The 26,909-nt window shown below is 33.6% G+C and carries 24 protein-coding genes; 14 read left to right on the top strand and 10 right to left on the bottom strand.

Annotation, left to right across the window (positions count from 1 at the left end):
- Positions 1-66: 66 nt before the first annotated feature.
- Positions 67-843 (top strand): glycosyltransferase family 2 protein, encoded by a 777-nt coding sequence (locus tag ACOQOS_RS21670; protein ID WP_420572519.1) that lies wholly within the window; start codon positions 67-69, stop codon positions 841-843.
- Positions 844-1,059: 216 nt separating this feature from the next.
- On the opposite strand, the gene ACOQOS_RS21665 is transcribed toward ACOQOS_RS21670, so the two are convergent.
- The 5 genes from ACOQOS_RS21665 to ACOQOS_RS21645 form a co-directional block, all read right to left on the bottom strand.
- The gene (locus ACOQOS_RS21665) at positions 1,060-2,316 is read right to left on the bottom strand and encodes a nuclear transport factor 2 family protein (RefSeq protein ID WP_420572518.1); all 1,257 of its coding nucleotides are present in this window, start codon (positions 2,314-2,316) and stop codon (positions 1,060-1,062) included.
- Positions 2,313-2,942: a DUF6624 domain-containing protein gene (locus ACOQOS_RS21660; protein ID WP_420572517.1), complete on the bottom strand. Its 630-nt coding sequence runs from the start codon at positions 2,940-2,942 to the stop codon at positions 2,313-2,315. The genes ACOQOS_RS21665 and ACOQOS_RS21660 overlap by 4 nt, the downstream gene beginning before the upstream one ends.
- Before the next feature lie 118 nt (positions 2,943-3,060).
- Positions 3,061-3,951 carry a hypothetical protein gene (locus ACOQOS_RS21655; protein WP_420572516.1) on the bottom strand — a complete coding sequence of 297 codons (891 nt, stop codon included), beginning with the start codon at positions 3,949-3,951 and terminating at the stop codon, positions 3,061-3,063.
- 10 nt (positions 3,952-3,961) lie between these two features.
- Positions 3,962-4,684: a polysaccharide deacetylase family protein gene (locus ACOQOS_RS21650; protein ID WP_420572515.1), complete on the bottom strand. Its 723-nt coding sequence runs from the start codon at positions 4,682-4,684 to the stop codon at positions 3,962-3,964.
- A gap of 87 nt (positions 4,685-4,771) precedes the next feature.
- The gene (locus tag ACOQOS_RS21645) at positions 4,772-5,878 is read right to left on the bottom strand and encodes a linear amide C-N hydrolase (RefSeq protein ID WP_420572514.1); all 1,107 of its coding nucleotides are present in this window, start codon (positions 5,876-5,878) and stop codon (positions 4,772-4,774) included.
- 267 nt (positions 5,879-6,145) lie between these two features.
- Between ACOQOS_RS21645 and ACOQOS_RS21640 the strand changes: the two genes are divergently transcribed.
- The 4 genes from ACOQOS_RS21640 to ACOQOS_RS21625 all read left to right on the top strand — a co-directional run bounded on the left by ACOQOS_RS21640 (position 6,146) and on the right by ACOQOS_RS21625 (position 9,244).
- Complete coding sequence (locus tag ACOQOS_RS21640; protein WP_420572513.1) at positions 6,146-6,283, top strand: hypothetical protein; 138 nt, start codon at positions 6,146-6,148, stop codon at positions 6,281-6,283.
- Positions 6,270-7,022: a glycosyltransferase family 2 protein gene (locus ACOQOS_RS21635; protein WP_420572512.1), complete on the top strand. Its 753-nt coding sequence runs from the start codon at positions 6,270-6,272 to the stop codon at positions 7,020-7,022. Before ACOQOS_RS21640 ends, ACOQOS_RS21635 begins: the two co-directional genes overlap by 14 nt.
- A 97-nt stretch (positions 7,023-7,119) precedes the next feature.
- Entirely contained in the window at positions 7,120-8,187 is a 1,068-nt protein-coding gene (locus ACOQOS_RS21630) for a glycosyltransferase family 4 protein (protein ID WP_420572511.1), read from the top strand.
- A gap of 670 nt (positions 8,188-8,857) precedes the next feature.
- Positions 8,858-9,244: a hypothetical protein gene (locus tag ACOQOS_RS21625; protein ID WP_420572510.1), complete on the top strand. Its 387-nt coding sequence runs from the start codon at positions 8,858-8,860 to the stop codon at positions 9,242-9,244.
- A 103-nt stretch (positions 9,245-9,347) separates the two neighbouring features.
- Here the strand turns inward: ACOQOS_RS21625 and ACOQOS_RS21620 are convergent, their stop codons facing one another.
- On the bottom strand, positions 9,348-10,298 hold the full coding sequence (locus ACOQOS_RS21620; RefSeq protein WP_420572509.1) for a hypothetical protein: 951 nt from the start codon (positions 10,296-10,298) through the stop codon (positions 9,348-9,350).
- Positions 10,299-10,895: a class I SAM-dependent methyltransferase gene (locus ACOQOS_RS21615; RefSeq protein WP_420572508.1), complete on the bottom strand. Its 597-nt coding sequence runs from the start codon at positions 10,893-10,895 to the stop codon at positions 10,299-10,301.
- 163 nt (positions 10,896-11,058) lie between these two features.
- Here ACOQOS_RS21615 and ACOQOS_RS21610 point away from each other — a divergent pair, with 163 nt between their 5' ends.
- The 6 genes from ACOQOS_RS21610 (at position 11,059) to ACOQOS_RS21585 (ending at position 17,008) form a co-directional block, all read left to right on the top strand.
- Positions 11,059-11,961, top strand: coding sequence for a glycosyltransferase family 2 protein (locus ACOQOS_RS21610; RefSeq protein ID WP_420572507.1), 903 nt, complete (start codon positions 11,059-11,061; stop codon positions 11,959-11,961).
- A gap of 2 nt (positions 11,962-11,963) precedes the next feature.
- Entirely contained in the window at positions 11,964-12,524 is a 561-nt protein-coding gene (locus ACOQOS_RS21605; protein WP_420572506.1) for an L-threonylcarbamoyladenylate synthase, read from the top strand.
- A 76-nt stretch (positions 12,525-12,600) separates the two neighbouring features.
- Positions 12,601-14,025, top strand: coding sequence for a CCA tRNA nucleotidyltransferase (locus tag ACOQOS_RS21600; RefSeq protein ID WP_420572505.1), 1,425 nt, complete (start codon positions 12,601-12,603; stop codon positions 14,023-14,025).
- Positions 14,022-15,053, top strand: coding sequence for a COX15/CtaA family protein (locus ACOQOS_RS21595; RefSeq protein WP_420572504.1), 1,032 nt, complete (start codon positions 14,022-14,024; stop codon positions 15,051-15,053). Before ACOQOS_RS21600 ends, ACOQOS_RS21595 begins: the two co-directional genes overlap by 4 nt.
- Before the next feature lie 105 nt (positions 15,054-15,158).
- Positions 15,159-15,668 carry an IS1096 element passenger TnpR family protein gene (locus ACOQOS_RS21590; protein WP_420572503.1) on the top strand — a complete coding sequence of 170 codons (510 nt, stop codon included), beginning with the start codon at positions 15,159-15,161 and terminating at the stop codon, positions 15,666-15,668.
- Positions 15,669-15,949: 281 nt separating this feature from the next.
- Positions 15,950-17,008 carry a nucleoid-associated protein gene (locus ACOQOS_RS21585; RefSeq protein WP_420572502.1) on the top strand — a complete coding sequence of 353 codons (1,059 nt, stop codon included), beginning with the start codon at positions 15,950-15,952 and terminating at the stop codon, positions 17,006-17,008.
- A gap of 64 nt (positions 17,009-17,072) precedes the next feature.
- Here ACOQOS_RS21585 and ACOQOS_RS21580 read toward each other — a convergent pair whose 3' ends face one another.
- The 3 genes from ACOQOS_RS21580 to ACOQOS_RS21570 form a co-directional block, all read right to left on the bottom strand.
- Entirely contained in the window at positions 17,073-17,279 is a 207-nt protein-coding gene (locus ACOQOS_RS21580) for a hypothetical protein (RefSeq protein ID WP_420572501.1), read from the bottom strand.
- Positions 17,280-17,348: 69 nt separating this feature from the next.
- Positions 17,349-17,528: a hypothetical protein gene (locus tag ACOQOS_RS21575; RefSeq protein ID WP_420572500.1), complete on the bottom strand. Its 180-nt coding sequence runs from the start codon at positions 17,526-17,528 to the stop codon at positions 17,349-17,351.
- A 122-nt stretch (positions 17,529-17,650) separates the two neighbouring features.
- On the bottom strand, positions 17,651-17,830 hold the full coding sequence (locus tag ACOQOS_RS21570; RefSeq protein ID WP_420572499.1) for a hypothetical protein: 180 nt from the start codon (positions 17,828-17,830) through the stop codon (positions 17,651-17,653).
- Between the two features lie 290 nt (positions 17,831-18,120).
- Here ACOQOS_RS21570 and ACOQOS_RS21565 point away from each other — a divergent pair, with 290 nt between their 5' ends.
- From ACOQOS_RS21565 to ACOQOS_RS21555, 3 genes are all read left to right on the top strand, one after another.
- The gene (locus ACOQOS_RS21565) at positions 18,121-19,023 is read left to right on the top strand and encodes an ABC transporter ATP-binding protein (RefSeq protein ID WP_420572498.1); all 903 of its coding nucleotides are present in this window, start codon (positions 18,121-18,123) and stop codon (positions 19,021-19,023) included.
- Between the two features lie 17 nt (positions 19,024-19,040).
- A complete protein-coding gene (locus ACOQOS_RS21560; RefSeq protein WP_420572497.1) occupies positions 19,041-19,871 on the top strand; it encodes an ABC transporter permease in 831 nt (276 codons plus the stop codon).
- A gap of 263 nt (positions 19,872-20,134) precedes the next feature.
- Positions 20,135-26,845, top strand: a complete 6,711-nt coding sequence (locus tag ACOQOS_RS21555; protein ID WP_420572496.1) for a T9SS type B sorting domain-containing protein — start codon at positions 20,135-20,137, stop codon at positions 26,843-26,845.
- Positions 26,846-26,909: the final 64 nt, after the last annotated feature.

The raw sequence follows: 26,909 nt of genomic DNA, 5'->3' as shown, positions 1-26,909 counted from the left end.
GCGTTGCATTAGGAAGTATTTCATTCGTACACTTATTTTTTTCATTGGCTTTCCAAAAAGTTTCGAATGAAAAAATTATATGTACTTTTGTGCTTTAAATTTGTCATGCCAACATTATCTGTCATAATTCCTACGTATAACGAAGCTTTGTATCTAAAAGACGCACTGTATTCGGTACAGTTTGCCGATGAAATTATTGTGATAGATTCATTGAGTACTGACGAGACAGTTGCTATTGCTGAAGCACATGGTTGCAAAGTACTTTCACGCAAGTTTGACAATTTCTCAAATCAAAAAAATCATGCTTTACAGTTTGCTACTTGCGATTGGGTTTTGTTTTTAGATGGAGATGAACGCATTACGCATCAGCTTCAAAAAGAAATTGTTGCAGCAATGAATTCGAGAAAACACACTGCCTATAAGTTGAATTTCCCACACTTTTACATGAATCGTTTTTTATATTTTCACAACAACGATGTGACTCGATTGGTAGAACGTGAAAAGTGTCATTTTGAAGGAAATGTACATGAAAAACTTATTGTTGATGGAACTGTTGGAAAGCTAAAAAACAAAGTGCTGCATTACACCTACAAAGGTTTACTACATTATATCAGTAAAAAAGATAGTTATGCTTGGTTTCAAGCAGAACGCATGTTGGAAAAAGGAAAAAAGGCGACTTATTTTCATCTAGCTTTCAAACCTTTATATCGTTTCTTTCATGAATATATCGTAAAACGTGGCTTTATGGATGGTGTTCCTGGTTTGGCTGTTGCCGGAATTAACGCGTATGGTGTCTTTTCGAGATATGTAAAATTGATTTTGCTTCAAAAAGGAATTCGATAAACGGACACAAATACATCTTTTGACTATTCGTCTATGAAATCCCTTTCATTTATCTAAAAAAAAATAACCGAACAACGATATATTGTAGTTTTGAGTAGTGTATTTTTTAAATACATTACCCCTTTTTTATTACTACCAAAAGAGTTCTTCCCTAAGAACTCTTTTGCCTTACATGTATCTTGTAAATGTTATTCCTATTCGAGTAAAAAAAGTATGTTATTTTCGCTTGTATCTATTCATGTCTTTATGCTGCCAAATTAAATTGACGATTTGCCACTTACCATTAGTTTTGATTAATTGTAAATACTCAACCCAATTGTCAGATGTCAATTTTACAGAAGCAATATTGCCATATACATCTTGAATTTCAATCGTATTGGTAGGATTGAACGGAAATTGCATTCCAGATTTATTCCAGTTTTTTGCATACGCAACCATTTGCTCTTTGGTTGTTTTTTGAATATATTCTGAAGCTAAATCTCTGTCGTATTTAAAGGTAACTTTTTGTAAATCTTCACTCAATACTTCAGCCATTAATTTAGGTTTTAACTTTTCTAAAGCTGCTAAATATCCTAAAGATACATTTCGGATAGCAGTTTTGTCTTCTTCTGAAGCATTTTCACTGAGTTGAACATTACTATTACTGTAAATGTTTCGTGCTGCAATGCGTTTATTTTTGGTATCAAACAATTCCAATTTGATAAAATTCCCTAATTCATCATATCGTTTTTTCCCAGCTGCATAACCCCATTGATTCATTACCAAATCATTGTTTTTGTTATGATAGGTATACGTTATATGATTTCCGAGTTCGTCGTACTGATCTTGATACGACGCAACTCCATAAATGTTTTCGGTGATCTCTAAAGTTTCATTCAAGTTGTAATGTCCTTTTGGCTTACCATTTTCATCAATTGCAATACCTGTAATTCCAAACGGAAAGTATGGAGAAATATCTACGAAAGTATCTTGCAAATTAAATCGTTTTTCTACAACAAATTTTGCTGTTTTTTTCCAAGTATATCTTGCTATTTCCCAATTGGATTCCATTGGCTTGTTGGCAAGATCAAAGAAACGAAGTTCTATCTTATTTTTTGCTTCATCAAATGTGTATACTTCTTTAAATACGCTTCTGTCATTGGAAATTTGTTTTCCGTTAGGATCGAAAAATGTTCTTGTTTCTTTTCCACCTGAATATTCAAAAACAACTCTATAAACTCCTAAAGAAGCCAAAGGATGCACTTTTTCAGTATGGTAATGATTATTTATAATTTCTTGCAATCTATTTTCTGCATCATAGGTAAACACATAATGTGATGTATTGGAAGCCGTAGCTTTATCAATAGGATGTATTCCAACAATATCTATGTATGGAGAAACGTGATTGTAACGTAAATGCCTGTAATATGAAGTTTTTTGAGCAAAACTACAGAGTGTAAACCCACAAAGTAATACAAAGAGTATTTTTTTCATTGTTTTGATGTTTGTGTCCATTCTATTTTTAAAGAAGCTGCAAATTCTTCCATTGAATTTAAACCTAGTTCTTTTCGTCTTTTGTTAAGTAATTCTGGTGTTTCTATTGGAAAAAATGAAGCTTTACCTTTGTCATCATATTCGTACTGTGTACCGTATAATTGAGCTTTGTTGGAATTGATTAGCATTCTGTCAATCAATCGTGCATAATGGATAGCTCTTGATTCTTTTTGTAAAACAGATGCTTTGAGTAAAGGCGCATATTTTTCTTTAGAAGCTACCGAACCATGTTGAAGTACAGCCCACAAAGTAGTATTTGCCAAACGTCCTACTTGCGAAATACCTAGCCAACCATGCGTATCGATGATAGCGCAAACACGTTTTTCTAGCACTTTATCTTGTGCTTCTACAACTTCCCAAAAATATTCCATTTCAAAGGAATCGCGACCCAATTTCTTTTCGGCTTCTTGATAAATTCGCCTAAAGGTTTGATCTTTCTTAAAAATAGTCTCCAACTCTACTCTGATTTGATGTAATTGTATCGAGTCTGCTTTTTTAGTATCATTCTGCTGAGCAAACAACGACCAAGTACTAGCTAGACAAAAAATGTATAAAAGATGTTTCATGGTAAATGTTTTAATGCGATCAAATATAACTAAAAAATTAGTTTAAACTAAAAACTTAGTTAAAAATTACATTACAACACTTAAGAACCCTTTAGTTATAAAAATTTATAATGAAGTACTACTTTATCTCAAGATCAGAAGCAATGTCCACCCATTTAATGTTCCAATTAGTACCTTGATGATTTCCAGTTGTGTAGAATAAATATTTGTGATCTGGAGTTACAAATGGGTTTCCTTGTCCTGATGTATTTATCGCATTACTTAACTTTTTCTTGTATATCCAGTTTCCTGAATCATCTTTAAAACTAAGATGTAAATCTAGTTGATTGCCTACGGTTGCGTATATCATATACTTTTCGTTCGGAGAGACATAAGGAGTACATTTATCACCTTTAGGGTTTATTGATGCTATGACTTTTTTAGCTTCTTGATATTCACCATTTATACTTTTGGCATGATAAATATCCATTCCACTATAATCTAAATTACTTGAATGAAAGTATAAAGTTCCTGAATTTGTTACTACAGGATGTGAAACAAGTTTGTTTCTAAGATTTGGAACATCTACATACGTAGGTTTGCTCCACTTTTCATTAACTTTCTCTGATTTCCATATATGCCATGTTTCCGCAACATCTTTCATGTTTGTTGGTCTCGTAGAACTAAAATAAATTGTATTTCCATCAGGAGAAAAATTCATTCCGTGATCGTCGTATTGGCTATTGAAAAAAGCTTTTTTTGGTTGACTCCAATTGCCGTCTTTTTTTTCTAAGATATACACATCAAATTGGGTAAAATCTTTGTTTGACAATGTGTAATAATAATGTTCTAAATCTGGACTGAATATTCCTTTATGAATTATTTTATCTTTTGGCGTGAGCTCTTCTTTAAAGACAATAGGAGTTTTTGTAGGAAGGAGCTCTGTCAAAAATTTAGCTTTTTTGTCGTCTTTAGTATACTTACAACCTAACATAGCGATTGCAATCAGAAAGAGATACCATTTTTTCATTTGTTTTATATTAGAAGAAAAATGATTTTCCACGTCGCAATTTAGTACTAAACTTTCGCAAAGAGTCTTCTCCTTTGATATCTAAGCGTTGTACCTCGTAATTGTTTTTGAAAGGAAACGTATTCACTCTATTTCCAATGCGTAATCCAAATGCAACTTTGTGTTCATGAAGTGTTTTAAAGAATACAGGTTGTTCAGGTTTCTTACGAGGATATTTCCCATACGGATATGCTAACACATTACTCACGTTCAACTGGTTTTCAATAATAAACTGCTTACATTTATCAAAATCTTCGTTGATTTCTGCTGTAGACAGTTGATCGTATTTTTTGTGTGCAAACGAATGCAAACCTAATTCAATGATAGCAGAATCCATACTTTTTAATTGTGCAACAGACATCAGTTTTATGTTTCCTGTATTCCATTCATCAAAACCATCAACATATTGAAATGGAATGTAAAAACAAGCTTTTAAACCATATTTCTGTAATAGCGGATATGCTAATTCTAATTGATTTACATATACATCATCAAACGTAATAATAACTGCTTTATCAGGAAAATCTTTAGGAGATTTTAGTTGTTGCAAGTCACCAAAATGCAAACTTGTATAGCCGTTTTCTTTTAAATAACGGAATTGCGCTTCTAAGTTTTCAGTAGAAATTGTCAATCCGTTACTTTCAGAAGCATCTGTAGTAACAGCATGATACATTAAGATTGGTAATTTTGGCATAAGTGGTAACTGATTATTGAGAATTAAACGTTCTCAACAAAGCTACTAAACTTATTCAACTTACAACAACTAATATAAATTCAATACTTATGATGGAATTTCTAAAAAATCAAGCATTACATGCGGTTTTAGCTGATTTGTTACATTTCCACTTCCATAATCTTCGTTAGCATCATATACACCAAAATCGTTTAGTTCTACTTTTAATGCGCGCTGTTTCTTTTTCTTTGTTGGTTTCAATTGATCAAAATTCACTTTCTTTAAATCTATCCATATCATAAAAGGACTGTATCTAGAACGGAAGAAATAACGTAATTTTCTTTGATCGGCAAGTGATATGTATTGTGTTCTACTTAAGTCTTCGGACTCTTCTCCTTCAGTTTTTGTTGCTGGCTGTGCTGCATTGTTCATGACTGCTGCCAATTGGGCTAATGCAAATTCATTCTTTACCTCTGCTGTCATTTGTTTTGAAAAATACGTAGCTCTTACAAATCTGCTTAAAGATAAATTGGAACCTGGCAACAATGCTGCAGTATCTGCGGAAGCGTATTTTTTATTCAACTCATTCCAATAGGTTAATGATTCTATTTGAATATTAAAAAAAGGATCATTTGCCATAACTCTTACTTGGTCTTTTGTATACTTCCAATATTTATGATTGTATGTCTTCTTGTCTATTTTTACATTTGAAAACACGTTTAAATGCCCATCAATATATTCAAATATTGCAGAGTTTCCATCGTTATCTCCTACAGCTAAATGGCATGTTCCTAGCTTTTTGCTTCCTGGAATAATCGTTGTTTGAATGTAAATATTATTCATCGCAATAACTGCGTCTTTTACAGTTTTACAAATGTCTAGGATATATTGCGCCCAAATACTCATAGACATTGGATAATAGCCTTCTTTTTGGGGATGTTCAGGATAAATCGAATTTGACAACCATAATATATTTGCCGTTAATCCTTCTGAGTTCATTCCATCAGAAATAGCACAATCAAAGTTAGAAACGACAATACTACTATAAGCAGATGTCCATGAGAATTCTTCTCCTGTACTTGTTTTTGCCATTGCTTTTCTTTGAACACCTTTAGGCATTGCCCATAATTGCGGTGTTGGATTTACTGCCCAATCCATATTTCGTCCTACAAGATTGTTTCTTTTCTTGTTGGTAAAAAGTACACGTGTACACATAATAATTTGGTTAAATTTGAGGTTAATAATTTATTTTTCTTACTAATTGCAAGGAAATATATTTCGATTAAAATAATAAATTACACCTTAACTATTTTTTTATTGTTCTAAAAATCCTAAAAAATGTTCTGAACACTCATTTGAGCGTTCTTAATAATTTGTGATTGGCTTTTTATTTAAATTATGTATTGATGGTAAAATCATTACTTTTGTCGCGATGTATCTCTTTTGATAGATTCTTTTGATTTGTAACACAAAAAATTACGTATGCTCATAAGATTTTTTATTATTATGGCGCTGTTTATTTTTTATCCAAGAGGAAATTCTAGAGATAGAAATACATCTAGCTATTACACAAAGAAAAACTTACGCCACAAAGAAAAAGAAGAGCATGCAGAAGATTAGTGCTTTAGCAATTACATATAACGAGGAAGACAATATTGAAGCGTATATTGAACAACTCTCTTTTGCTGATGAAATTATTATTGTAGATTCGTTTAGCACTGATAATACGGTTGCTCTAGCAAAAAAGTATGATGTTAAATTGATTCAACGAAAATTTGATGACTTTTCTTCTCAGAAAAACTTCGCTATCGACCAAGCATCATACGATTGGATTACTTTTTTTGATTTAGACGAGGAAATTCCAAAATCTTTGGCAGACGAAATCGTTGCAACTGTGAATTCTGAAAATGCCATGAAAGCGTATCATGTAAAACGTGATTTTCATTTTATGGGGAAACGAATGAAATACAGTGGTTTTCAAACCGATATTTCTGTGCGATTGTTTCATAAAAATCATTGTCGCTACAACGGAAAACCTGTTCATGAAACTATTGAAACCGCTGAAAAAATTGGTTTGTTAAAACATGCTGTTGCGCATCAAACGTATAAGAATTTTGACAATTACAATCAGAAACTGAGTCATTACAGTCGTTTGCAAGCAGAAGCTTTGTACAAGAAAAATGTACGTCCAAACGCGTATCATTTCTTTTTTCGTCCGTTGTATCGTTTTTTACATCAATATTTTTTGCGTTTGGGTTTTATGGATGGAAAAGAAGGCTTTATTTTGTGTTATGTTCATGCGTTTTCAGTGTTTAAACGTTATTTACAATTATGGACGATGTACCGAAAAATTGATTGATACAAAATGAAATTGAAATGTTACAATGTCTATTCTCTAAGAAAAAAGGTTCATGTGAGGTTACATGTGACCGCTAAAAAGCAATAAATTCGAACACATGAAGAACGTTTTTTTAGAATCACATAATATTAAGAATCTCCATTTTGGTTTTGGTCAATTTAATTATCATTTGATAAAAGGATTGTATCAGGCAGAAATTGATGATTTTAAAATGACGCTTCACGCGAAAAACCTCAACGCACTTAAAGATGAATTTGGAAATTATTTTGATTATAAAAAGTATCAATCTTTTCGTCGCTATCCGATGTTGCGAATTCGTAAAAAATACGATTTATGGCATTCTTTAAATCAAAATATTAAGATTGAACCTTATCACAACATTCCATATTTATTGACGGTTCACGATGTGAATTTCATTGAAGAAGAATCTAGCGATATGAATCATGAACGCAATGTACGTTTTAGAGAGAAACTAGAACGAAGTAACGCTATTACGTATATTTCAAATTTTGCAAAAGCATCAACTCACAAGTATTTTGATGTACCAAACGTTCCTGAGTATGTGATTTATAATGGAAATCCTATTAGAGAAGTCACACTTCCTGAAAATCATCAACCAAAATTAGTTTCAAACAAACCATATTTGTTTAGCATTGGTGAATTTACACTAAGAAAAAACTTCCATACACTTGTAGAAATGCTCGCTGAATTACCTGATTTTAATTTAATTCTTTCAGGAAATAATAATACGGAATATGCCAGCGGAAAACTTGCTGAAACAATTCAAAAATACAACTTACAAGATCGTGTCATTATCACAGGGAAAATTGGAGATTTAGATAAACAATATTATTTACAAAATTGTGCTGCTTTTGTTTTTCCATCATTGCGTGAAGGTTTTGGAATTCCGCCAATTGAAGCCATGCGTTTTGGAAAACCTATATTTTTATCAAACAAAACTTCATTACCAGAAATTGGTGGCGATCATGCGTTTTTCTGGGAACATTACGATCCGAAGTATATGGCAACAGTTTTTGAAAACGGAATGCATACGTTTCAAACTAATAAAGAAATCTACCAAAAAGCATACATTCAACGTGCACAAAGCTTTGATTGGAATGCTACAGCAAAGCAGTATGAAGACGTATATCGTAGTCTGATTTAATTTTCTTCTTCTTTATAATTATATAATTTTCCAGCCATTTTGGTTTTACATTTCTATGCAATATTTGTAGTAGAATTTGAAATTTACAATTGCCTTGACGCAACCTTTTCATAAAATAAGTATCTACCTAATAAGTCATTAAAACAGAATCACCATACTATTTACTTTTTCTAGTGATCTTTTATTTGGTTTCAACTTTTTTGAGTTAAGCAATCGAATTTTACATAAAGATAGAATCGTAGAAAATAATCAAGGTGAAACAGTCACGACATATATACTTTAGTAATAAAAAGAATTTTATAACATCTGTTTAGATGTCTTAATCTTAATTAGTTTTTTTGTTTAAACACCATCTACATTCCTTTTATGATGGTGTTTTTTATGATCTTAAAATTCGATTTCAATTCGTTTTCATTCGCTACTTATAAAGAATTATTTTGTTTGTTTCAACACATACAAAACAACAAAACTATTTCTCTTTTTGTAACATACACAAGGCTCAAAACGCCATTATAACAATACATAAGAGCGTTGATCACTATTTTACAAATGTTAATCACTTAGTACTGAGTTTTTATAAAACATCACTAGCAACAGTTTATTTTTAGGATGTAAACAAGTTTCTTTGTTTCAAACGAACTGTATTCTGAACATAAAATAACAATAGAAAATGGAAAATTTAATTGAAATTAAAAGCGATTATAATTCTTTAGACAAACTACATCGGTTTTTAGAAAAAGAATCAAATTTTGAATGCTCAAAAGATTATGACATTTGGGAACATAGAACAAATGCTGATGGACAAATGGCACAATGTATTGTTATTAAAAAAAGTGGCATGCATGCTGTAAAAGCATTTTTTGTAAATCAAGATACTGTAAAAGTGAATCATATTATCCCCAATAAAATGATGCACGCATATTTTGGTAAAAGTGTAAAAGCGCGAAGAAATATTATTGAAATTATTGCAGGTTTTATAAAGCAAGCATTACTAAAAGGATCGCAAGAAAAAGCATTTAAAGAATTGGAAGGAGAAATCAGTAAAGCCGCAGTGTAATTGATTATCTTTTAATATTGAAGACAAACCTCACTCAATAGCGCAACATAATTGTTGGAAGTTTACATACCATTGTTACATTTTTTGTAACGATGGTATTCTTTTATAATCCAAAAATAGGTCGTATCCAGTTTTCAATTTTATACTTTGAAAGAATAGCTTCTTCAATTTCTACATAGGGAGAATCTACAAAATCTGTTGGAATTTCTATATTACTTTCATCGACAACTAAGATGTTTTGCGGATGGTAAAAATCGTAATTCACAATATCTTTATTCGTTGTAATGAGTTTTTTGCGATGTCCTAGTGCTTCAAAAATTCTGAATGACAAACCAACTTGTTCCGTTCGTTGAATTTCAACAATAATCTTGGTTTTTAATATCAAATCAGAGACTTCTTTGATTGTTTTTTGCGTAGTAATGATTTCTACATATTCTGCTGGCATTTCGCTTCCGTTATACACCTGAATAGCATATGTCCAAGATTTCTCAGTTAAGTATTTTGCTAAATTTTCCAACAATGGAAAACGGTAATCATTGGTTGAAATATTAAAAAACTGATAGTCAAATTTTGTATGATTACTTTCTTCAAAAATATAATTCGTCAAAAAAGACAAATTGTACTTTTCTACATCCAAACGATCATAACTATACACAGTATCAAACATAGGAATAATGTCAACTTTTCGCGGAAAGCGACGTGTACTATCGTAATAATAAGCAATAAACTTCTGAGTAAAACCTTTTATAAAATTTAAAACATCATCAGACAACATATCAGGACGAATGATGAAAATTTCATCTTGTGAACCTAGTTTTGTCAAGGAAGCCTTGATGCGATCTGTAACAAAAGATTTTTTCAGATTCTTTCCCAAAAACAATTTCGAAAAAAAATTCTGTGCTTTATGAAATGTATTTCTATACTGAAATGCAGGTTGATCTAAATATAAAATCTTCGCATCAATAGTATCATATTGTTGTAAAGCATTGTGAATATGTGCCGTATAACCAAATGCATAAGGCGCAATAATCAGTATTTTTTTGGAAGATTTCAATTATACAATAATTCCTAATCCGTTGCAATGCGGATAATTGTACACACGTTTTCCTGTTGCCTTTGCTATATCAATTACAGCACGACGAACTTCTGGAAAACTTTCGGTGTCATGGAAAATAGTGCATTCGCTATGTTGAGCAGCCCACAATCCACATTCGTACGTTTCTTTGTAATTATGCACAATATCAACATGAGAAAAGTTGTATTGTTTTGTATCTTTTTCAATCCAATCACGGTAATCTGATTTGATCAATTCGATATTTTTATATGCTGCCAAAGAAGCTTTCGTTTTTTCGTAATGATCTCCTTTATGATCTGTATGTTCATCTCCAATAAAAATATCAACTCCTTTCACTTCTTTAAAAAAGTTTGAAAACACCACTGATGAATACCCAAACTCAACACCAAACTCAATACAAGAATCACGACCAATATTGAAGCGTTCTAAAATATCTTCAATAATTAACTCTAAACCTGCCCAAGCTGTCACCATTTCTTTAATCTTTTCTGGTTTCGACTTTTTGATAGGTTCATACGTTTCTATCGGTAATCTTTTGTGTAAAAGGTATTTTTTAAATTTTGAACGAAGTCCCATAATTACAATTTGTGTTTCCGCAAAAGTATAAAATTCAACATAAATTTGTGTAGTTTTGCACAATTACTGTATTTATGAAATGAGTTTTCACAATTTTTTAATATCTATCGAGATGATTATTGACGAATTCCATCTGACAAAATTCATAAAATAAAATAACCAGATGAAAGATATTTCTATTGTTATCATCAATTACAACACGGCCAAATATACGCTAGAATGCGTAGATTCAGTCATTAAATTTACTGACAAATCTTTGTCGTATGAGATTGTAGTTGTGGATAATAACTCTCAACAGGAAGATTTTACACATTTACAAGAAAATTTCCCAACACAAGATCATATTTCATTACACAGAAGCGTAATCAATACAGGTTTTGGTGGCGGAAATATGTTTGGTGCACAATTTGCCAACGGAAAGTATCTGTTATTTTTGAATAATGATGCGATGCTGCAAAACGATTGTTTGTCTATTTTACATTCGTACATGGAAAAAAATCCTAAAGTTGGTGTATCAACAGCTCAAAACTTTGATGAACATAACAATCATGTCATTTCTTTTGATCATGATAAAGGCATTCGAAAATTACTATTAGGAAGAAGTTTTTTGGAGAAAAACTGGTCAAAACAATTTCCGAAACGCAAAAAAGAATACACCGAACCTCTTTCCGTAAACTTTGTCAATGGTGCATTTATGTTTTTTAGGCGAGAAGTTTTTGAAAAAGTTGGCGGATTTGACACAAATATCTTTTTATATTTTGAAGAAATGGACATTTGCTTCCGCATGCGACAAGAAGGCTATACAAGTGTATTAGTTCCTGAAGCAAAAATACTTCATTATCAAGGTGTCAGCACAGGTGTTTCTAAAGCTATCAGTAAAGAAGGAATGATTTCGCACATGTACGTACTAAAGAAAAACTATTCGCACGCAAAATATCTGTTTATTAGAAGTTACTACTGTGTAAGCTTTCTAATAAAACCTAAAAAGTGGTTTATGTTGTCACTTGTTTGGAAAGGCGCTCATTTATCTGAATCACTAAAGCAAAAACAGCAAATTCGTTTTTAACCATGACAGAAGAAATTCAAAAAACTTTTGATCAATTGCAGTTGGGAAATACCATTTTATATCCTACAGATACGGTTTGGGGATTGGGTTGCGATGCTACAAACTCAGAAGCTATCGCTAAAATTTATGCCTTAAAAAGACGTGAGGAAAGTAAAGCTTTAATATGTTTGGTAAGTGATGTTCGCATGCTCGAACGTTATATTGAAAACATTCCAGAGGTTGCATATCAGTTACTAGAAGCGGCAGATAGACCTACAACAATTATTTATGATCATCCTGTCGGAATTGCTAAAAATTTAGTCGCAGCAGATAATACCTTGGCAATTCGTATTCCTGATGATGAATTTTGCCAAAAACTCATTCGTAAATTTAAACGCCCAATTGTTTCTACTTCAGCAAATATCAGTGGACAACCAACTCCAAAAAGCTATAAAGAAATTAGTGCCGAAATTATAAATGATGTGGATTATGTTGTAAATTTGCAAAGCAAAAAAAACAACTCCAAACCATCTACAATTATTCAATTGAGATCAAGTGGAGAAATTAAAATAATTAGATCGTAGTTTTATTCTTAGTTGTTAGGTATTAAGCGATTAAAATTGCGAACAGTTAGCAACAAAAAACTAACAACAACATTTAATGAATTACAAAGAAGCCTTACAACTCAATATATTTTCAACAATTTCTAAAGCAGCAACCGAATTACAACTAGAAACCTATGTAATTGGAGGTTTTGTACGTGACTTTTTGTTGAAGCGCGGCGATGCCAAAGATATAGATGTTGTTGCAGTTGGAAGCGGAATTGAATTAGCTAAAAAAGTAGCTTCACTCCTACCAAACAAACCAAAAGTACAAGTGTTTAAAAATTATGGAACTGCCATGATTAAAACCAAGGAAATTGAAGTAGAGTTTGTTGGCGCACGAAAAGAAAGTTACGAACGTGGTAGCAGAAATCCTGCTGTAGAAAACGGAACGCTTCAAGACGACCAAGATCGTCGTGATTTTTCTATCAATGCGATGGCATTAAGCTTGAACGAAACAACATTTGGCGATTTACTCGATCCGTTTCATGGTTTACAAGATTTAGAAAACAAACGAATTGTAACACCATTAGATCCAGATATTACTTATTCAGACGATCCGTTACGCATGATGCGTGCTATACGTTTTGCAACACAGTTAGAATTCAGAATTGATCCTGTTTCACTAGAAGCAATCACTCGTAATTGTGACCGAATCAAAATTATTTCAAAAGAACGTATTGTCGTAGAACTAAATAAAATTTTAAGTAGTAAAAAGCCATCTATTGGCTTTAAACTCCTAGAAAAAACACAGCTTTTACCTCATATATTACCAGAGTTAGTCGCTCTAAAAGGTATCGATGAAATTGAAGGACAACGTCACAAAGACAATTTTTATCATACACTTGAAGTTGTTGATAATATTGCAGAACATACCGATAATGTTTGGTTGCGTTGGGCAGCTTTATTACACGATATTGGAAAAGCACCAACAAAACGTTTTAGTAAAAAAGTAGGTTGGACATTTCACGGACACGAATTTGTAGGTGGGAAAATGGTGCATAAACTTTTCAAACGCTTACGTATGCCATTGAACGAAAAGGTAAAGTATGTTCAAAAAATGGTGATGATGAGTTCGCGTCCAATTGTACTATCGCAAGATGGCGTAACAGATTCTGCCGTACGACGTTTGGTTTTTGATGCTGGCGATCATGTAGAAGATTTAATGACACTCTGCGAAGCAGATATCACTACAAAAAACCCTAGAAAATTTGAAAAATATCACAACAATTTCAAAATTGTGCGTGAGAAAATTGTAGAAGTTGAAGAACGTGATCATGTACGTAATTTTCAGCCGCCAGTTTCTGGTGAAGAAATTATGGAAACTTTCAACTTGAAACCATCCCGAGAAATCGGAATCATAAAACATGCCATCAAAGAAGCTATTCTAGAAGGCGAAATTCCGAATGAATACGGAGCAGCACATGCATACATGGTTGCCAAAGGAAAAGAATTAGGATTAGTAGAAAATACTGAAAAATGAAGAAAAACTTCAATACCATTGCCAAAGTCACTTTAATACTTGTATACCTTGTTATTATTGCTGGCGCAGTCGTTCGTATGACAGGAAGTGGAATGGGTTGCCCAGATTGGCCAAAATGTTTCGGATATTATATTCCGCCAACAGAAGAAGCGCAATTGCAATGGCAACCAAATCATTTTTACGAAGACGGCATGGTCATTATAGTTGATGAAACACTACAAGTTGCCAAAGAAGATTTTACAACAACCACAAGTTTCAACAAATTAAATTGGGAACCGTATACAAAACACGATTACGCCATTTTTAATGCGTTTCATACTTGGGTAGAATACATTAACAGACTGTTTGGTGCATTGGCAGGACTTGCAACACTAGTACTATTAATTGCTTCTTGTTGGTTTTGGCGTGAAAAGAAAATCATCACACTACTCTCTTTATTCACTGTCTTAGGCATGGGATTCCAGGCTTGGCTAGGAAAAACCGTAGTAGATTCCAATCTTGCGCCTTTTAAAATTACAATTCATATGGTAATGGCGTTGGTCATTGTGGCTGCATTGCTATACATTGTGCAAGCAACTTCCAATAAAATTAAAACACACAAAAGCGATTCTTTCTTTATAAAATTATTGTATGCTTCAATAATTCTAACCTTAGTTCAAACGATATTAGGAACACAAGTACGTCAATTTGTAGATGAACAAATGCATACACTTGGTGAAGAAAACAAATCTTTATGGCTGGCAAACCCTGAACTCAATTTTTACATTCATCGAACATTTTCTATTGTGGTATTATTGGTAAATGTATTCTTGTTTTACAGATTCCGAAAATTGCAACTTGGTTTCTCAAAAATATATTGGGTTATGGTTTTATTACTTTTAGAAATCATTTCAGGAATTGCAATGTATTATATAGATTTCCCATTCGGATCACAAACCATACATATTGTACTGGCAACGATACTATTTGGGATTCAATTTTATGTAATCTTAGAAGCCCACAAAGCGACCAAACAAATAGCTCTTTAATCGTTATTTCTTATCGCTCAAAGTCGTAAGAATAATAATTTTTAACAAAGCACATCTATAACAAAGAAAACTTTGTAAATTTGCAATCCTAATTTTTGAAAGGACATGATTTTTAGATTTAGAATAATATTAGATGCAGCGGAAGATGTATTCCGAGATATTGAAATTCAGGAAGATGCAACTTTTGAAGACTTCAATAACGTCATTACACAAGCGTTTGGCTTTGATGGAATGGAAATGGCATCTTTTTATGTAAGTGATGACGAATGGAATCAAGGAGAAGAAATTTCTCAGTTTGATATGAGCGAAGGACAAGATTCTATTCGATTGATGAATGAAACAACTTTAGACAGTATCTTTTCAGAAGATCAAACACGTATGATTTATGTGTATGACTTCTTGAATATGTGGACATTTTTGGTAGAATTGGCTGAAATTGCCGAACCTGTCAATGGACAAGCATATCCAAACCTATTATTTTCTCACGGAATTCTTCCAGATAGTGCGCCAGACAAGCAGTTTGAAGCAGAGCAAGATCCTTACGGAATGGAAGGTGACGACGATTTAGACATCAATGATTATGATAGTTTAAACTTTGACGAAAACTGGAATTAGCTTTAATTAGCTCAGCTACTTATTACACGAAGTTTAGCGAGCTTTTTAAAAGATTTTTCTATCTTTTTGGGCGTTTCCATTTTTTATTCGGCATACGCCATAAAAAATCGTCAGGCTTTCAGCAGTCGCTCTCTACGAGGAGCTTCAACAAATGCTTCAATCCTTAACGCAATAGTTTCCAAGAATGTGGAAATTTAACGAAAAGGTGAAAACCAACAGAGTAGTATCTCACGAAAGTGAAAACCAAGACAGACATAAAGAAATAAAAATACACCCTAATAATGATCAATTTATACAGTGCACAAGTAGATTCCCTTTCTATTCATAAAGTTGGGAATAAAAGTAGAAACGAAAATGTGTTTCTTTCTTCAGAACCGTATCAATTAACAGACGAAATTACACCATTACTTAAAGAATACTTTTTCAAACCATTTAGAGAAAAAGAAGAAAACTACTTTCAGTTTACCAACGAAGTTGATTTAGAATTCAATCCGTTGTACGCTATTGTAACTGATATTTTCAACGATCCAGCATCTGTGCATGAAAATTCAAAAAAAATAGCTTCTTTACTCTTCGAACAATCACAACATCCACATATAAAAAGTGGTGAAGTATATGTTGGTTATTTTGAAAATACAGTGATCGACAATGAAAAAGTAGATGCCATCGGAATTTTCAAGTCAGAGATCAAAAACGATTTCCTTCAATTTGAAGAAAAAGGCAGCAATTTAGATGTATTATTACAACAAGGAGTTTCTTTGAATAAACTTGATAAAGGTTGTATCATTTTTAATGTAAAAAAGGAAGAAGGTTACAAAATCCTCTCTGTAGATAGCAATAAATACGATACTAAATATTGGTTAGATCATTTCTTAGGAGTCGATGCATTTGCGGATGAAAACTTTTACACTAAAAAATACTTAAAGTTCTGTCAAAACTTTGCAAAAGATGTTGTTTTTCCTGCGGAAGATAAAAAGGAAGAAGTAATGTTTATGAACCGTGCAGTAAATCACTTTGCAAAAAACGATACTTTTGAAGAAACTGAATTTTTAAACGATGTTATTGAAAATCCAGATTTAATTCCAGAATTTAAACATTACAAAGTAGAAAAAGGTCCAAAATATAGCATTGAAGATGTTTCTGAATTTCCAATTGCTAACAAAGCGGTTTCTTCTGCTAGAAAAAGCATCAAAAACACGATTAGTTTAGATACTAATATTCAAATCAAAATGGATTTCATCAATCCTGAATCTGCAGAGAAATTTGTAGAAAAAGGTTGGGACGAAGAAAAACAAATGTATTATTACTTAGTATATTTCAACAAAGAACAAAAAGGATAAACACAAAAGGCTTTACAATAATTGTAAAGCCTTTTTTTTATGAGTTTATTGCACTAAGCTAGGATTAACCTCCAATTCCTCCATCTCCTTCCAAGCAAGATTCTTGAGATGATGCTATCAAACAATATCCATTAGGTAACGATATTCCGCCACAACTTGCACATAATTCTGCATCGTATACTTTAGGAGGTTGTACGCCACCAATTGTGTTCAACTGTTCTTTTTTACTTAATTCAGAAACTCCCTTAATTTCTAAAATGCTTTTTTTCATGATCATATAATTTTTGATTTGCCTACTCTATTGATGAATTGGTTTTTCGGCTTCCACCTTTTATTAAAACTAATCGTGATCGCCTCCCCAAATACCTTGACACTGTATTTCCTTGCAATAAGAACCCGTCTCAACACAATTTGAAGTTGTTCCTCTAGAACATTTAACTTGTCCAGCTCCTGTAATTTTCTGTTGTGTTTTTTTACTTAATTCAGAAACTCCCTTAATTCCTAAAATGCTTTTTTTCATGATTATATAATTTTTGGTTTGCCTACTCTATTCATAAATTGGCTTTTCGGCTTCCACCATTTCTTAATGACATATTATAATCTAAAAAAGGTTCTCCCAAAAGATAATATGAACCTATATTATTAATCACGATCTTCAACTCTTGGACCCCAAAGTCCTTTGCAGTAAATCTCATTACAATACCATCCAGTTTCTCTACAAGATCCTCCTGTCCAGCATGGAATACCAGCTCCAGTAATTTTTGATTGTGTTTTTTTGTCTAATTCAGAAACTCCCTTAATTGCTAAAATGCTTTTTTTCATGATTATATATTTTTGGTTTGCCTACTCTATTTATAAATTGGCTTTTCGGCTTCCACCATTGGTTAATGGAATTAAATTTAGATAGCTAACAGGCTTTTTACAGAGAATATTAAATGAAATTCGTGTGCATGTACCCAATAACACGTTGTGAGTTGATCAATTTATAAATTGACATCTATTCCCAAAAAAATCATTCAGAATTTTATTTTCTTAAAGGTTTACCTGTATTTTGTAACAATTTTTAATTTGAGTCGTCAACTATATACAATCAATCAAAAAACTAAATCATATTGAAAACTATTCTAACACTGCAAAACCTAAGTAAAAACTACGGGTATATAAAAGCAGTACAAGACTTATCGTTCACAATAGAAAAAGGAAACGTTTATGGTATTTTAGGACCTAATGGAAGTGGAAAATCTACAACATTAGGAATGGTCTTAAATGTAGTAAATAAAACTTCTGGAAATTTTCATTGGTTCGATGGCAACGTAGAAGTGCACGATGCTTTGAAAAAAGTCGGCGCTATTATTGAACGACCAAATTTTTATCCATACATGACAGCTTATGACAATTTGAAGCTTGTGTGTAAGATTAAAAATGTATCCAAAGAAAAAATTGAAGAAAAACTTGAGACTGTTGGGCTTTTAGAACGAAAAAACAGCAAGTTTAGGACGTTTTCATTAGGAATGAAACAACGATTAGCAATTGCTTCTGCCCTATTGAATGATCCTGAAATTTTAATTTTGGACGAACCGACTAACGGATTGGATCCGCAAGGAATTCACCAAATTAGAGAGATTATAAAAAATATTGCTTCAAAAGGAACAACCATTTTACTTGCTTCTCACCTTTTAGATGAAGTAGAAAAAGTATGTTCGCATGTCGTAATTTTAAGAAAAGGACAAAAAATTTATTCAGGTCGCGTTGATGAAATGGTCGCGAGTCAAGGATTTTTTGAATTACAAACTGAAAAAGAAGATCAATTACTTTCGTATTTAGAAAATGATGCTGCTTTTGGAACCGTAAAAAAAGAAGGTGATCTTATCACTGCTTTCTTGACATCTCCTTTGAGTGCAGCCGATTTCAATCAAAAAATGTTTGATCAAGGCATTGTATTATCACACTTAGTGAAACGAAAAGAAAGCCTTGAAGAACAATTCTTGATCCTTACCAAAAACCAATCTAACTAATTTATCTTTTAACGACTATGTTACGTTTATTACAAATAGAATTTCAAAAACTATGGCTAAATAAAACGAGTAAAGTACTTATTTACATTTCGTTTATTTTTCCATTATCAATATTGATCCTTTCCTCAATTAAAATTAATTTTTTCGGATATTTCACTTTAGACTTATCTGAAACTAAGATATTTGAGTTCCCATACATTTGGCATATTACCACATTTTTTATTGCCTTTTTCAAGTTTTTCTTTGCCATTGTTGTCGTCTCCATGATTGGAAACGAATATAGCAATCGTACGTTGAAGCAGAATTTAATTGACGGTTTAAGCAAGAAAGAAGTCATCCTTTCTAAGTTTTACTTTATTCTAGCTTATTGTTTAGTAGTAACAGCATTAGTGTTTATCATTACGTTGCTGATCGGTATATTTAATACGCCTTCCGCAGATTTATATCTTGACAACATACTTGGCGGTTCAGAATTTATTTTGGCTTACTTTGTAAAACTCCTTACATTCTTCAGTTTCTGTCTATTTGTAGGTGTTTTAATCAAACGTTCAGCTTTTGCACTTGGCTTTTTATTTATCAGTTTTATTGTAGAATTAATTCTTTACGGATTGTTCCGTTTTAAATGGTATAACTACGAGATTTCAAACGAAATCATGCAGTTTTTCCCGTTTACTTCTATGTGGAATTTAATTGATGAACCTTTCTCAAGAATTATATCTGTACACAACACACAAGAAATGTTTGTAACTGACTATGGTGCATATTGGTATGAGTTTTTAATTGCTTCTGTATGGATCGTTATTTTCATCTTTTCTTCATACAAATTATTAAAACGTAGAGATTTATAACAAAATAGTATACAAATCATATAGATTTAAAAGAAAGAGCGACGCAATTCGCTCTTTTTTTAGTTCGTAATTAGTATCTTTACGCGCTGTAGAGTATTGAAAATTGCTATGAAATACCTTGCTTTAAAACTGTTATTTCAAAACATACTCCTCATCCTAGAAAAAGAACAATTCTCAAAATCGTAAAATAATAACCTCATAAAGGAGTTATTAACTTGGATTATTGAGCATTTTTTATGCGTTAGAAAAAATATTAATTACAGATGAAAAAACTATTACTATTTATACTTATCGTTTTACCAACTTTTATATTTGCTCAAGGTGAAGCTGCAAACTGGTATTTTGGTCAAAATGCAGGAGTTCAATTTGATCCTGTTACTGGAAATGTAACCGCTGTTACTGACGGAAGTTTAAACACATTAGAAGGTTGTGCTTCTATTTCAGATTCTGATGGTGATTTATTATTCTATACAGATGGTATTACCGTATGGAACAGAAACCACCAAATTATGACCAACGGAACAGGTTTAAATGGAGATAGTTCTAGTACATCATCTGCCATTATTGTCCCTAAGCCACAAGATCCAAACATCTACTATATTTTTACTGTTGATGAGCCACATCATAATGACGGCGGTGTAAACAATGGATTAAACTACTCAGTTGTAGACATGACAAACGGACTTGGCTTTGTAGACAACGCCCAAAAAAATGTACCATTAATTACGTATGATACTTCTGATGTACAAGAAACACGCTTTAAATGTTCCGAAAAAATATCTGCTGTAAAAAGTAGTGATTGTGAATCATTTTGGGTAATTACACACTTCATCAATAACTTTTACGCTTTCAAAGTAGATGCTGTTGGAGTTGAAACGACTCCTGTAGTAAGTACAACACCTACCGTTATTCCTATTACTGGATATCGTAGAAATGCACTTGGATACTTAAAAGCATCGCCACAAGGTGACAAATTAGCTGCTGCTCACTTAGGACTCACTAACGTAGAAGGAGGAAATGGTCCCGGAAAAGTAATGCTATATGATTTTGACAACGGTACTGGAATTGTTAGTAATGAAATAGAATTATATGACGGTGATGCGCCATATGGAGTAGAATTCTCTCCAGAAGGAACAAAACTATACGCAACAGTAGGATTAGGTAACAGTGGTACTGGAAACAGTTTATTATTACAATATGATTTGTTATCTGCAAGTATTCCTGCGTCTCAATTTACAATAGACAACTCTTCCACATTTTCTGCTGGAGCTATTCAAGTAGGAATTGATGGAAAAATATACAGAGCTTTATTAGACTTTGGAAATACTGGAAACACTGGACGCTTTTTAGGTGTGATAGAAAATCCAGAAGCAAATGGTCCTGCGGTTATTTACAATGAAAATGGAATTTTATTAGACATCAACAACACAAATACAAACTTATCAAGAATAGGCTTACCTCCATTCATTCAATCGTTATTTGCAACTCCTGTAGATATTATTCGTAATGGTGTTTCTTCTACAGAATTATCACTATGTACAACACAAGATTATACGCTTATGGCGGATGATATTCCAGGAGCAACCTATACATGGACACTAGATGGAACTCCATTGGGCGAAACTACTTTTCAATTAAACTTAACCAATGTAACACTTGCTGATGCTGGAGTTTATCAGGTTACTGTTGATCAAAATAATGGTGAATGTCCTTTACTAGGAGAAGCTACTGTTTCTATATTTACCTTACCAGTTGCAAATACTGTAGAAGATCAATTTATCTGTGATGACAACAATGATGGTTTATGGGCTTTAGATTTAGATGCAATCTCAGCTACAGTCTTGGACACACAAGACACAAATCAATTTACAGTGACATATCATGCGAATCAAAATGATGCTGATATGAATATGAATCCATTACCAACACCATATACAAATCAAACTGCTTACGATCTCGAAACTATTGTTGTTCGTATTGAAAATAATGACAATACTACTTGTTTTTCAACGACAACTTTTGATTTTGATGTACTAGACCTACCAACTGCTAACAATGTAGACAACTTTGAAGTATGTGATGATGCAGTCGATGGTGATGACACAAACGGTTTTGCTACATTCGATCTATCAACTCGTAACTCAGAAGTATTAGGTACTACACAAGATATGATGCAATTCAACATATCATATTACGCTAACCAAGCGGACGCTGATGATTCAATGAATGTATTACCAATATCAACATATGTAAATACAACAGCTGGCGGAAACCCTGTAGTTGCTCGTATTGAAAATGTAGACAATCCAAACTGTTACAGTACAGTTACTTTCAATGTTGTAGTAAACCCACTTCCTGTTATCAATCAACCTGTCGCATTACTTCAATGTGATGATGATACTGATGGTTTATCCGATTTCAATCTTACGGAAGCAAATTCTTTACTTTCTGCTGATTCAGCCAATGAAACCTTTACATATTACACAAACTTAACAGATGCACAAAATGCAACAAGTCCTATTCTAAATGATACTGCTTACAATAGTGGAAATGGTGGACAAGTCTTTGCTCGAATAGTAACTTTAAACGGATGTTTCCGAACAGCAGAAGTAAATCTAATTGTAGGTACTACCCAAATTCCAAGTACTTTTCAACTAACATATGAAGTTTGTGATGACGATGCTATTGATGGAGACAATACTAATGGAATTGCCACATTTGACTTCAGTGATGCGGATGCACAAATAAATGCTCTATTCACAGCTACAGGTCAAACACTTACCATAACATACTATGAAAACTTTGCAGACGCTTTAGCAGAACAAAATCAAATTACTGACATCAGCAATCATAGAAACGATGCTTCTCCAAACCTACAAAATATTGTAGTTCGTGTAGATAGTGATGCTAACAATGCTTGTTTGGGACTAGGAGAACACATCTCGCTAACTGTAAATCCTTTACCTGATCAAAATACAATTTCTGATTATGTTGTTTGTAGCGATGTAGCTAATCAATTTACATTCGATCTTACCACAAAAGATACTGAAGTAATTGATGGCCAAACAAATATAGATGTCACTTATCATGAAACTCAAGCGGAAGCTGATAATAATACGAATGCAATTATAAGTCCGTACACAACTTTTCCAAGAACAATATATGTACGTGCGACCAATAATATAACTGGTTGTGTGAATACAGCAATGAATTTCGAATTAATCATCAATGAAAATCCTGTGGTAACTATGCCAACTGATTTTATTGTCTGTGATGATACGCCTTTTGATGGTTTTGCTTCAGTTGATTTAAGTACAAAGTATACAGAAATAGTTGGTACGCAACCTGATCTTTCTGTTCAATACTATCTAAGTCAAGCTGATGCTAACAACAATACAAATGCATTAACAATTCCATACACAAACATCAGTAACCCACAAACCATCTATGCTCGAATTGAACATGGAATAACAAGTTGCTACAGCACAACAAGCTTTAACATCATAGTAAGTGAAGCACCTGTGGCTAATACGCCTGCGAATCCATTAGAATACTGTGATACAGATAATGATGGTTTTGGAATCTTCGATATCAGAAGTACAGAAAGTGAAATCACTGGCGGCGTACTTCCAGGTCAAGTAACAGTTTCGTATCACGAAACGCCAGAAGATGCAGACAATGATGTAAACCCACTGGCAGATACTTACACGAATATCAATGCGTATAACCAAACGATATATGTGCGTGTTGAAAATGTACTTACAGGTTGTTTCAATGTAGTTTCCTTGGAATTAATTGTTCATGATTCTCCAGAGATTGCTGCACTTGATGTTGTGAGTCTCTCAGAATGTGATGATGTAAGTGCGGATCAAATCGCGCAATTTGATTTGACGGAAGCAGAAACAGATCTATTAAACGGAGAAGATCCATTAACTCATACGGTTCGTTACTACAACACGCAAGCCAATGCTATTGCAGGAACTACCACAGGTGAGATCAACAATATAAATGCTTACAGTAACATACCACCGAGTCCACAAGTGATTTGGGTACGTGTGGAAGATCAAGCTACGGACTGTGCAAGTATCACCAATCTAACCTTAATTGTAGATGAACTTCCAGTACTTACACAATTACCAGGATTAGAAACCTGTGATGCTATCACTCTTAATGATGGAATTGAAGTATTTGATTTGACTTCTTTGGCAGAAGATTTACTCAATAGTGTGCCAGGAATTAGTCTTCAGTACTATGCTAGTCAAATGGATTTAGACAATGACACACCAATAGCAGATCCAACGGCCTATAGCAATGCAGAAGTTGGAGTGCAAACAATCTTTGTATTGGCAACTAATGATACTACTGGTTGTCAAAACACGATTACCTTTGATATTAGAGTAAATCCATTACCAAGTCCAACACTAGATCCAAATGGGATGTTGAGCGCAGATGAGTGTGATGATGACAATGATGGTTTTGTAGCATTTGATTTAACAGCATTGATCAACGATATCATCAACAATGAGCCAGATGTAGTATATAGTTTCCATGAGACAGCCTCTGATGCTAACAACAACTTAAATCCACTGGCAAGTCCATACACGAATATCATGATGGACACACAGACGATCTATGTGCTAGCGACAAACACTGTTACAGGTTGTTTTACAGTGACACCGCTAACCTTAACGGTTGTTCCAATTCCAGAATTACCACTAAACATTACCGATTTAGAGGCTTGTGATGAAGAGCCATCGGATGGATTTGCGATGTTTGATCTAACTCAAACACAGATGGAAATCTATGGCGATCAGACACCAGGAGACTTTACCTTGAGTTACCATGAGAGCGAACAAGATGCGATTGATGCAGTATCACCGATAGTCAACCTTACAGACTACATCAACATTACGATCAATCAACAAACGATCTGGGTACGTTTAGAAGATAATGCTACGGAGTGTTATGCTATAGGTAGTTTTGATATCATTGTGGTAGCACCACCAGTGCTGGTACAACCAACACCATTCTCATTATGTGATGACTTAGAGAGTGGAGATGAGAGTGATGAGATCAGCAGTTTTGACCTTACTGATAAATATATTGAGATCACAGGAGGAGACACGAGTTTAACTTTGACGTATTATGCAAGTCAAATGGATTTAGACAATGATACTCCAATAGTAGATCCAACAGCATATCAAAATACAAGCAATCCACAGGTGTTGTACATCAGAGCAAGCAATGCAGCCGGTTGTACAACGGATATCACGATGACACTTCGTGTACTTCCAATTCCAACACCAAACACAATGCCAACGATTTTAGAGGCTTGTGATGATGATAGTGATGGAGATGCAGCCAATGGCATGTTGATCTTTGATTTGACACAATCCGAGGCAGAGATTGTAGACAATGAAAGTAATGTAACGGTTAGTTACCATACGACAGAGGCAGATGCGGAGGCAGACACTAACCCAATAGCAGATCCAACGATGCACAATGTGGATATGGCGAATGCTGATATGAATGGACAAGTGATTATCTATGTAAGAGTAGAGAGTGACATCCAGATTGATAGTAATATGTTACCATGTTACAAGGTAGTAGCTTTACCAGTGGTGGTTCATCCACTACCAGAATTAACAGCTACCGCATTTACATATGTATTCTGTGAGTATGACAATGATAATGTGGGACAATTTGATTGGGATGTGGTTACCAACTCCTTAGATCTATTAACAGCACCACAGATGATAGCAGACTTTACGGTGAGTTATCACCCAACAGTAGCTGATGCACTAGCTAATACCAATGCCCTTGTGAATGGATTTGAAAACACGAGTGATCCACAAACGGTATTTATCCGAGTGGAGAACACTGCAACAGGTTGTGTGAATACCAACAATATTGCTAGTTTAGAGCTTAGTGTAGAACCAATTCCAACGGCAACAGCGCCAGCAACCTATGAGTTATGTGCAGTAGACGAGGCGGATCAAGACACAGCGATCTTTGATTTGACAAGTTTAGATGCAACGATCATCAATGGACAAATGGATATGGAAGTAGTGTACTATGAAACAGCGGCAGATGCAGCAATGGATATCAATGCGATCACTAATGCTTCAACGTATATGAATACATCTAATCCACAGACCTTATATGCAAGAGTTCGACAGATGATGACTGGATGTTTATCAGATCCAATCTTATTCAACTTACAGGTGAATCCATTACCAGTGTTTACCCTACCAGCAGATGATATCTTATGTGTGGATGATCAAGGACAGGCATTAGAAGAAAGAATCATTGGCGTAGACTTCGGAGCAGGCTTTAGTTATCAATGGACTACACCAAATGGACCAGCAACAACGGCTACAGTATCTGTAACTACAGAAGGAGAATATAGTGTAACGGTAACAGATGGAAACCATTCAACCAACTGTACATACAGTGATAGTGTTACTTATGAAGCATCTTCAGCACCAAGTGTATTGAATATCCAGATTACTACACCAGCTTTTGCAGACACGCACAATGTAGTGGCTACGGCATCAGGAGGATCAGGAGCATATGAATACCAATTGGATGATGGAGACTGGCAAGCGACAGGAGAATTCTTAGACTTACGTCCAGGAGAGCATACTGTTACGGTACGAGATACCAATGGATGTGGAGAATTAGTAAGAACCTTCGAATTGATCGACTACATGAAGTTCTTTACACCGAACGGAGATGAATATCACCCAACATGGAACATCATCGGACTTAGAAACCAACCAAGTGCAAAGATTTACATCTTTGATAGATATGGTAAGTTATTAAAGCAGATCAGTCCAGCAGGACAAGGATGGGATGGAACCTACAATGGAACACCAATGCCATCGGCTGACTATTGGTTTAGAGTAGAATATGTAGATCCATTTGATGGGACACCAAAAGAATTTATCAGAAACTTTACTTTGAAGAGATAATTCAAACAAAAAAGAAATACATATAAAAAACCGAAGAAACACAATCTTCGGTTTTTTTATGAAG

Source organism: Kordia sp. (assembly GCF_965224175.1).
GTDB lineage: Bacteria > Bacteroidota > Bacteroidia > Flavobacteriales > Flavobacteriaceae > Kordia.
The sequence above is the reverse complement of the archived record's forward strand: the minus strand, read 5'-3'. Positions and strand labels throughout refer to the sequence as shown.

What these genes read in the sequence shown, in the direction of transcription:
- ACOQOS_RS21575 (WP_420572500.1), bottom strand. Translation starts at nt 17,528, where the DNA reads ATGAAAAAAAGCATTTTAGGAATTAAGGGAGTTTCTGAATTAAGTAAA.
- ACOQOS_RS21610 (WP_420572507.1), top strand. Translation starts at nt 11,059, where the DNA reads ATGAAAGATATTTCTATTGTTATCATCAATTACAACACGGCCAAATAT.
- ACOQOS_RS21625 (WP_420572510.1), top strand. Translation starts at nt 8,858, where the DNA reads ATGGAAAATTTAATTGAAATTAAAAGCGATTATAATTCTTTAGACAAA.
- ACOQOS_RS21640 (WP_420572513.1), top strand. Translation starts at nt 6,146, where the DNA reads ATGCTCATAAGATTTTTTATTATTATGGCGCTGTTTATTTTTTATCCA.
- ACOQOS_RS21555 (WP_420572496.1), top strand. Translation starts at nt 20,135, where the DNA reads ATGAAAAAACTATTACTATTTATACTTATCGTTTTACCAACTTTTATA.
- ACOQOS_RS21635 (WP_420572512.1), top strand. Translation starts at nt 6,270, where the DNA reads ATGCAGAAGATTAGTGCTTTAGCAATTACATATAACGAGGAAGACAAT.
- ACOQOS_RS21665 (WP_420572518.1), bottom strand. Translation starts at nt 2,316, where the DNA reads ATGAAAAAAATACTCTTTGTATTACTTTGTGGGTTTACACTCTGTAGT.
- ACOQOS_RS21570 (WP_420572499.1), bottom strand. Translation starts at nt 17,830, where the DNA reads ATGAAAAAAAGCATTTTAGCAATTAAGGGAGTTTCTGAATTAGACAAA.
- ACOQOS_RS21585 (WP_420572502.1), top strand. Translation starts at nt 15,950, where the DNA reads ATGATCAATTTATACAGTGCACAAGTAGATTCCCTTTCTATTCATAAA.
- ACOQOS_RS21630 (WP_420572511.1), top strand. Translation starts at nt 7,120, where the DNA reads ATGAAGAACGTTTTTTTAGAATCACATAATATTAAGAATCTCCATTTT.
- ACOQOS_RS21580 (WP_420572501.1), bottom strand. Translation starts at nt 17,279, where the DNA reads ATGAAAAAAAGCATTTTAGAAATTAAGGGAGTTTCTGAATTAAGTAAA.
- ACOQOS_RS21615 (WP_420572508.1), bottom strand. Translation starts at nt 10,895, where the DNA reads ATGGGACTTCGTTCAAAATTTAAAAAATACCTTTTACACAAAAGATTA.
- ACOQOS_RS21560 (WP_420572497.1), top strand. Translation starts at nt 19,041, where the DNA reads ATGTTACGTTTATTACAAATAGAATTTCAAAAACTATGGCTAAATAAA.
- ACOQOS_RS21650 (WP_420572515.1), bottom strand. Translation starts at nt 4,684, where the DNA reads ATGCCAAAATTACCAATCTTAATGTATCATGCTGTTACTACAGATGCT.
- ACOQOS_RS21605 (WP_420572506.1), top strand. Translation starts at nt 11,964, where the DNA reads ATGACAGAAGAAATTCAAAAAACTTTTGATCAATTGCAGTTGGGAAAT.
- ACOQOS_RS21645 (WP_420572514.1), bottom strand. Translation starts at nt 5,878, where the DNA reads ATGTGTACACGTGTACTTTTTACCAACAAGAAAAGAAACAATCTTGTA.
- ACOQOS_RS21600 (WP_420572505.1), top strand. Translation starts at nt 12,601, where the DNA reads ATGAATTACAAAGAAGCCTTACAACTCAATATATTTTCAACAATTTCT.
- ACOQOS_RS21655 (WP_420572516.1), bottom strand. Translation starts at nt 3,951, where the DNA reads ATGAAAAAATGGTATCTCTTTCTGATTGCAATCGCTATGTTAGGTTGT.
- ACOQOS_RS21660 (WP_420572517.1), bottom strand. Translation starts at nt 2,942, where the DNA reads ATGAAACATCTTTTATACATTTTTTGTCTAGCTAGTACTTGGTCGTTG.
- ACOQOS_RS21670 (WP_420572519.1), top strand. Translation starts at nt 67, where the DNA reads ATGAAAAAATTATATGTACTTTTGTGCTTTAAATTTGTCATGCCAACA.
- ACOQOS_RS21590 (WP_420572503.1), top strand. Translation starts at nt 15,159, where the DNA reads ATGATTTTTAGATTTAGAATAATATTAGATGCAGCGGAAGATGTATTC.
- ACOQOS_RS21595 (WP_420572504.1), top strand. Translation starts at nt 14,022, where the DNA reads ATGAAGAAAAACTTCAATACCATTGCCAAAGTCACTTTAATACTTGTA.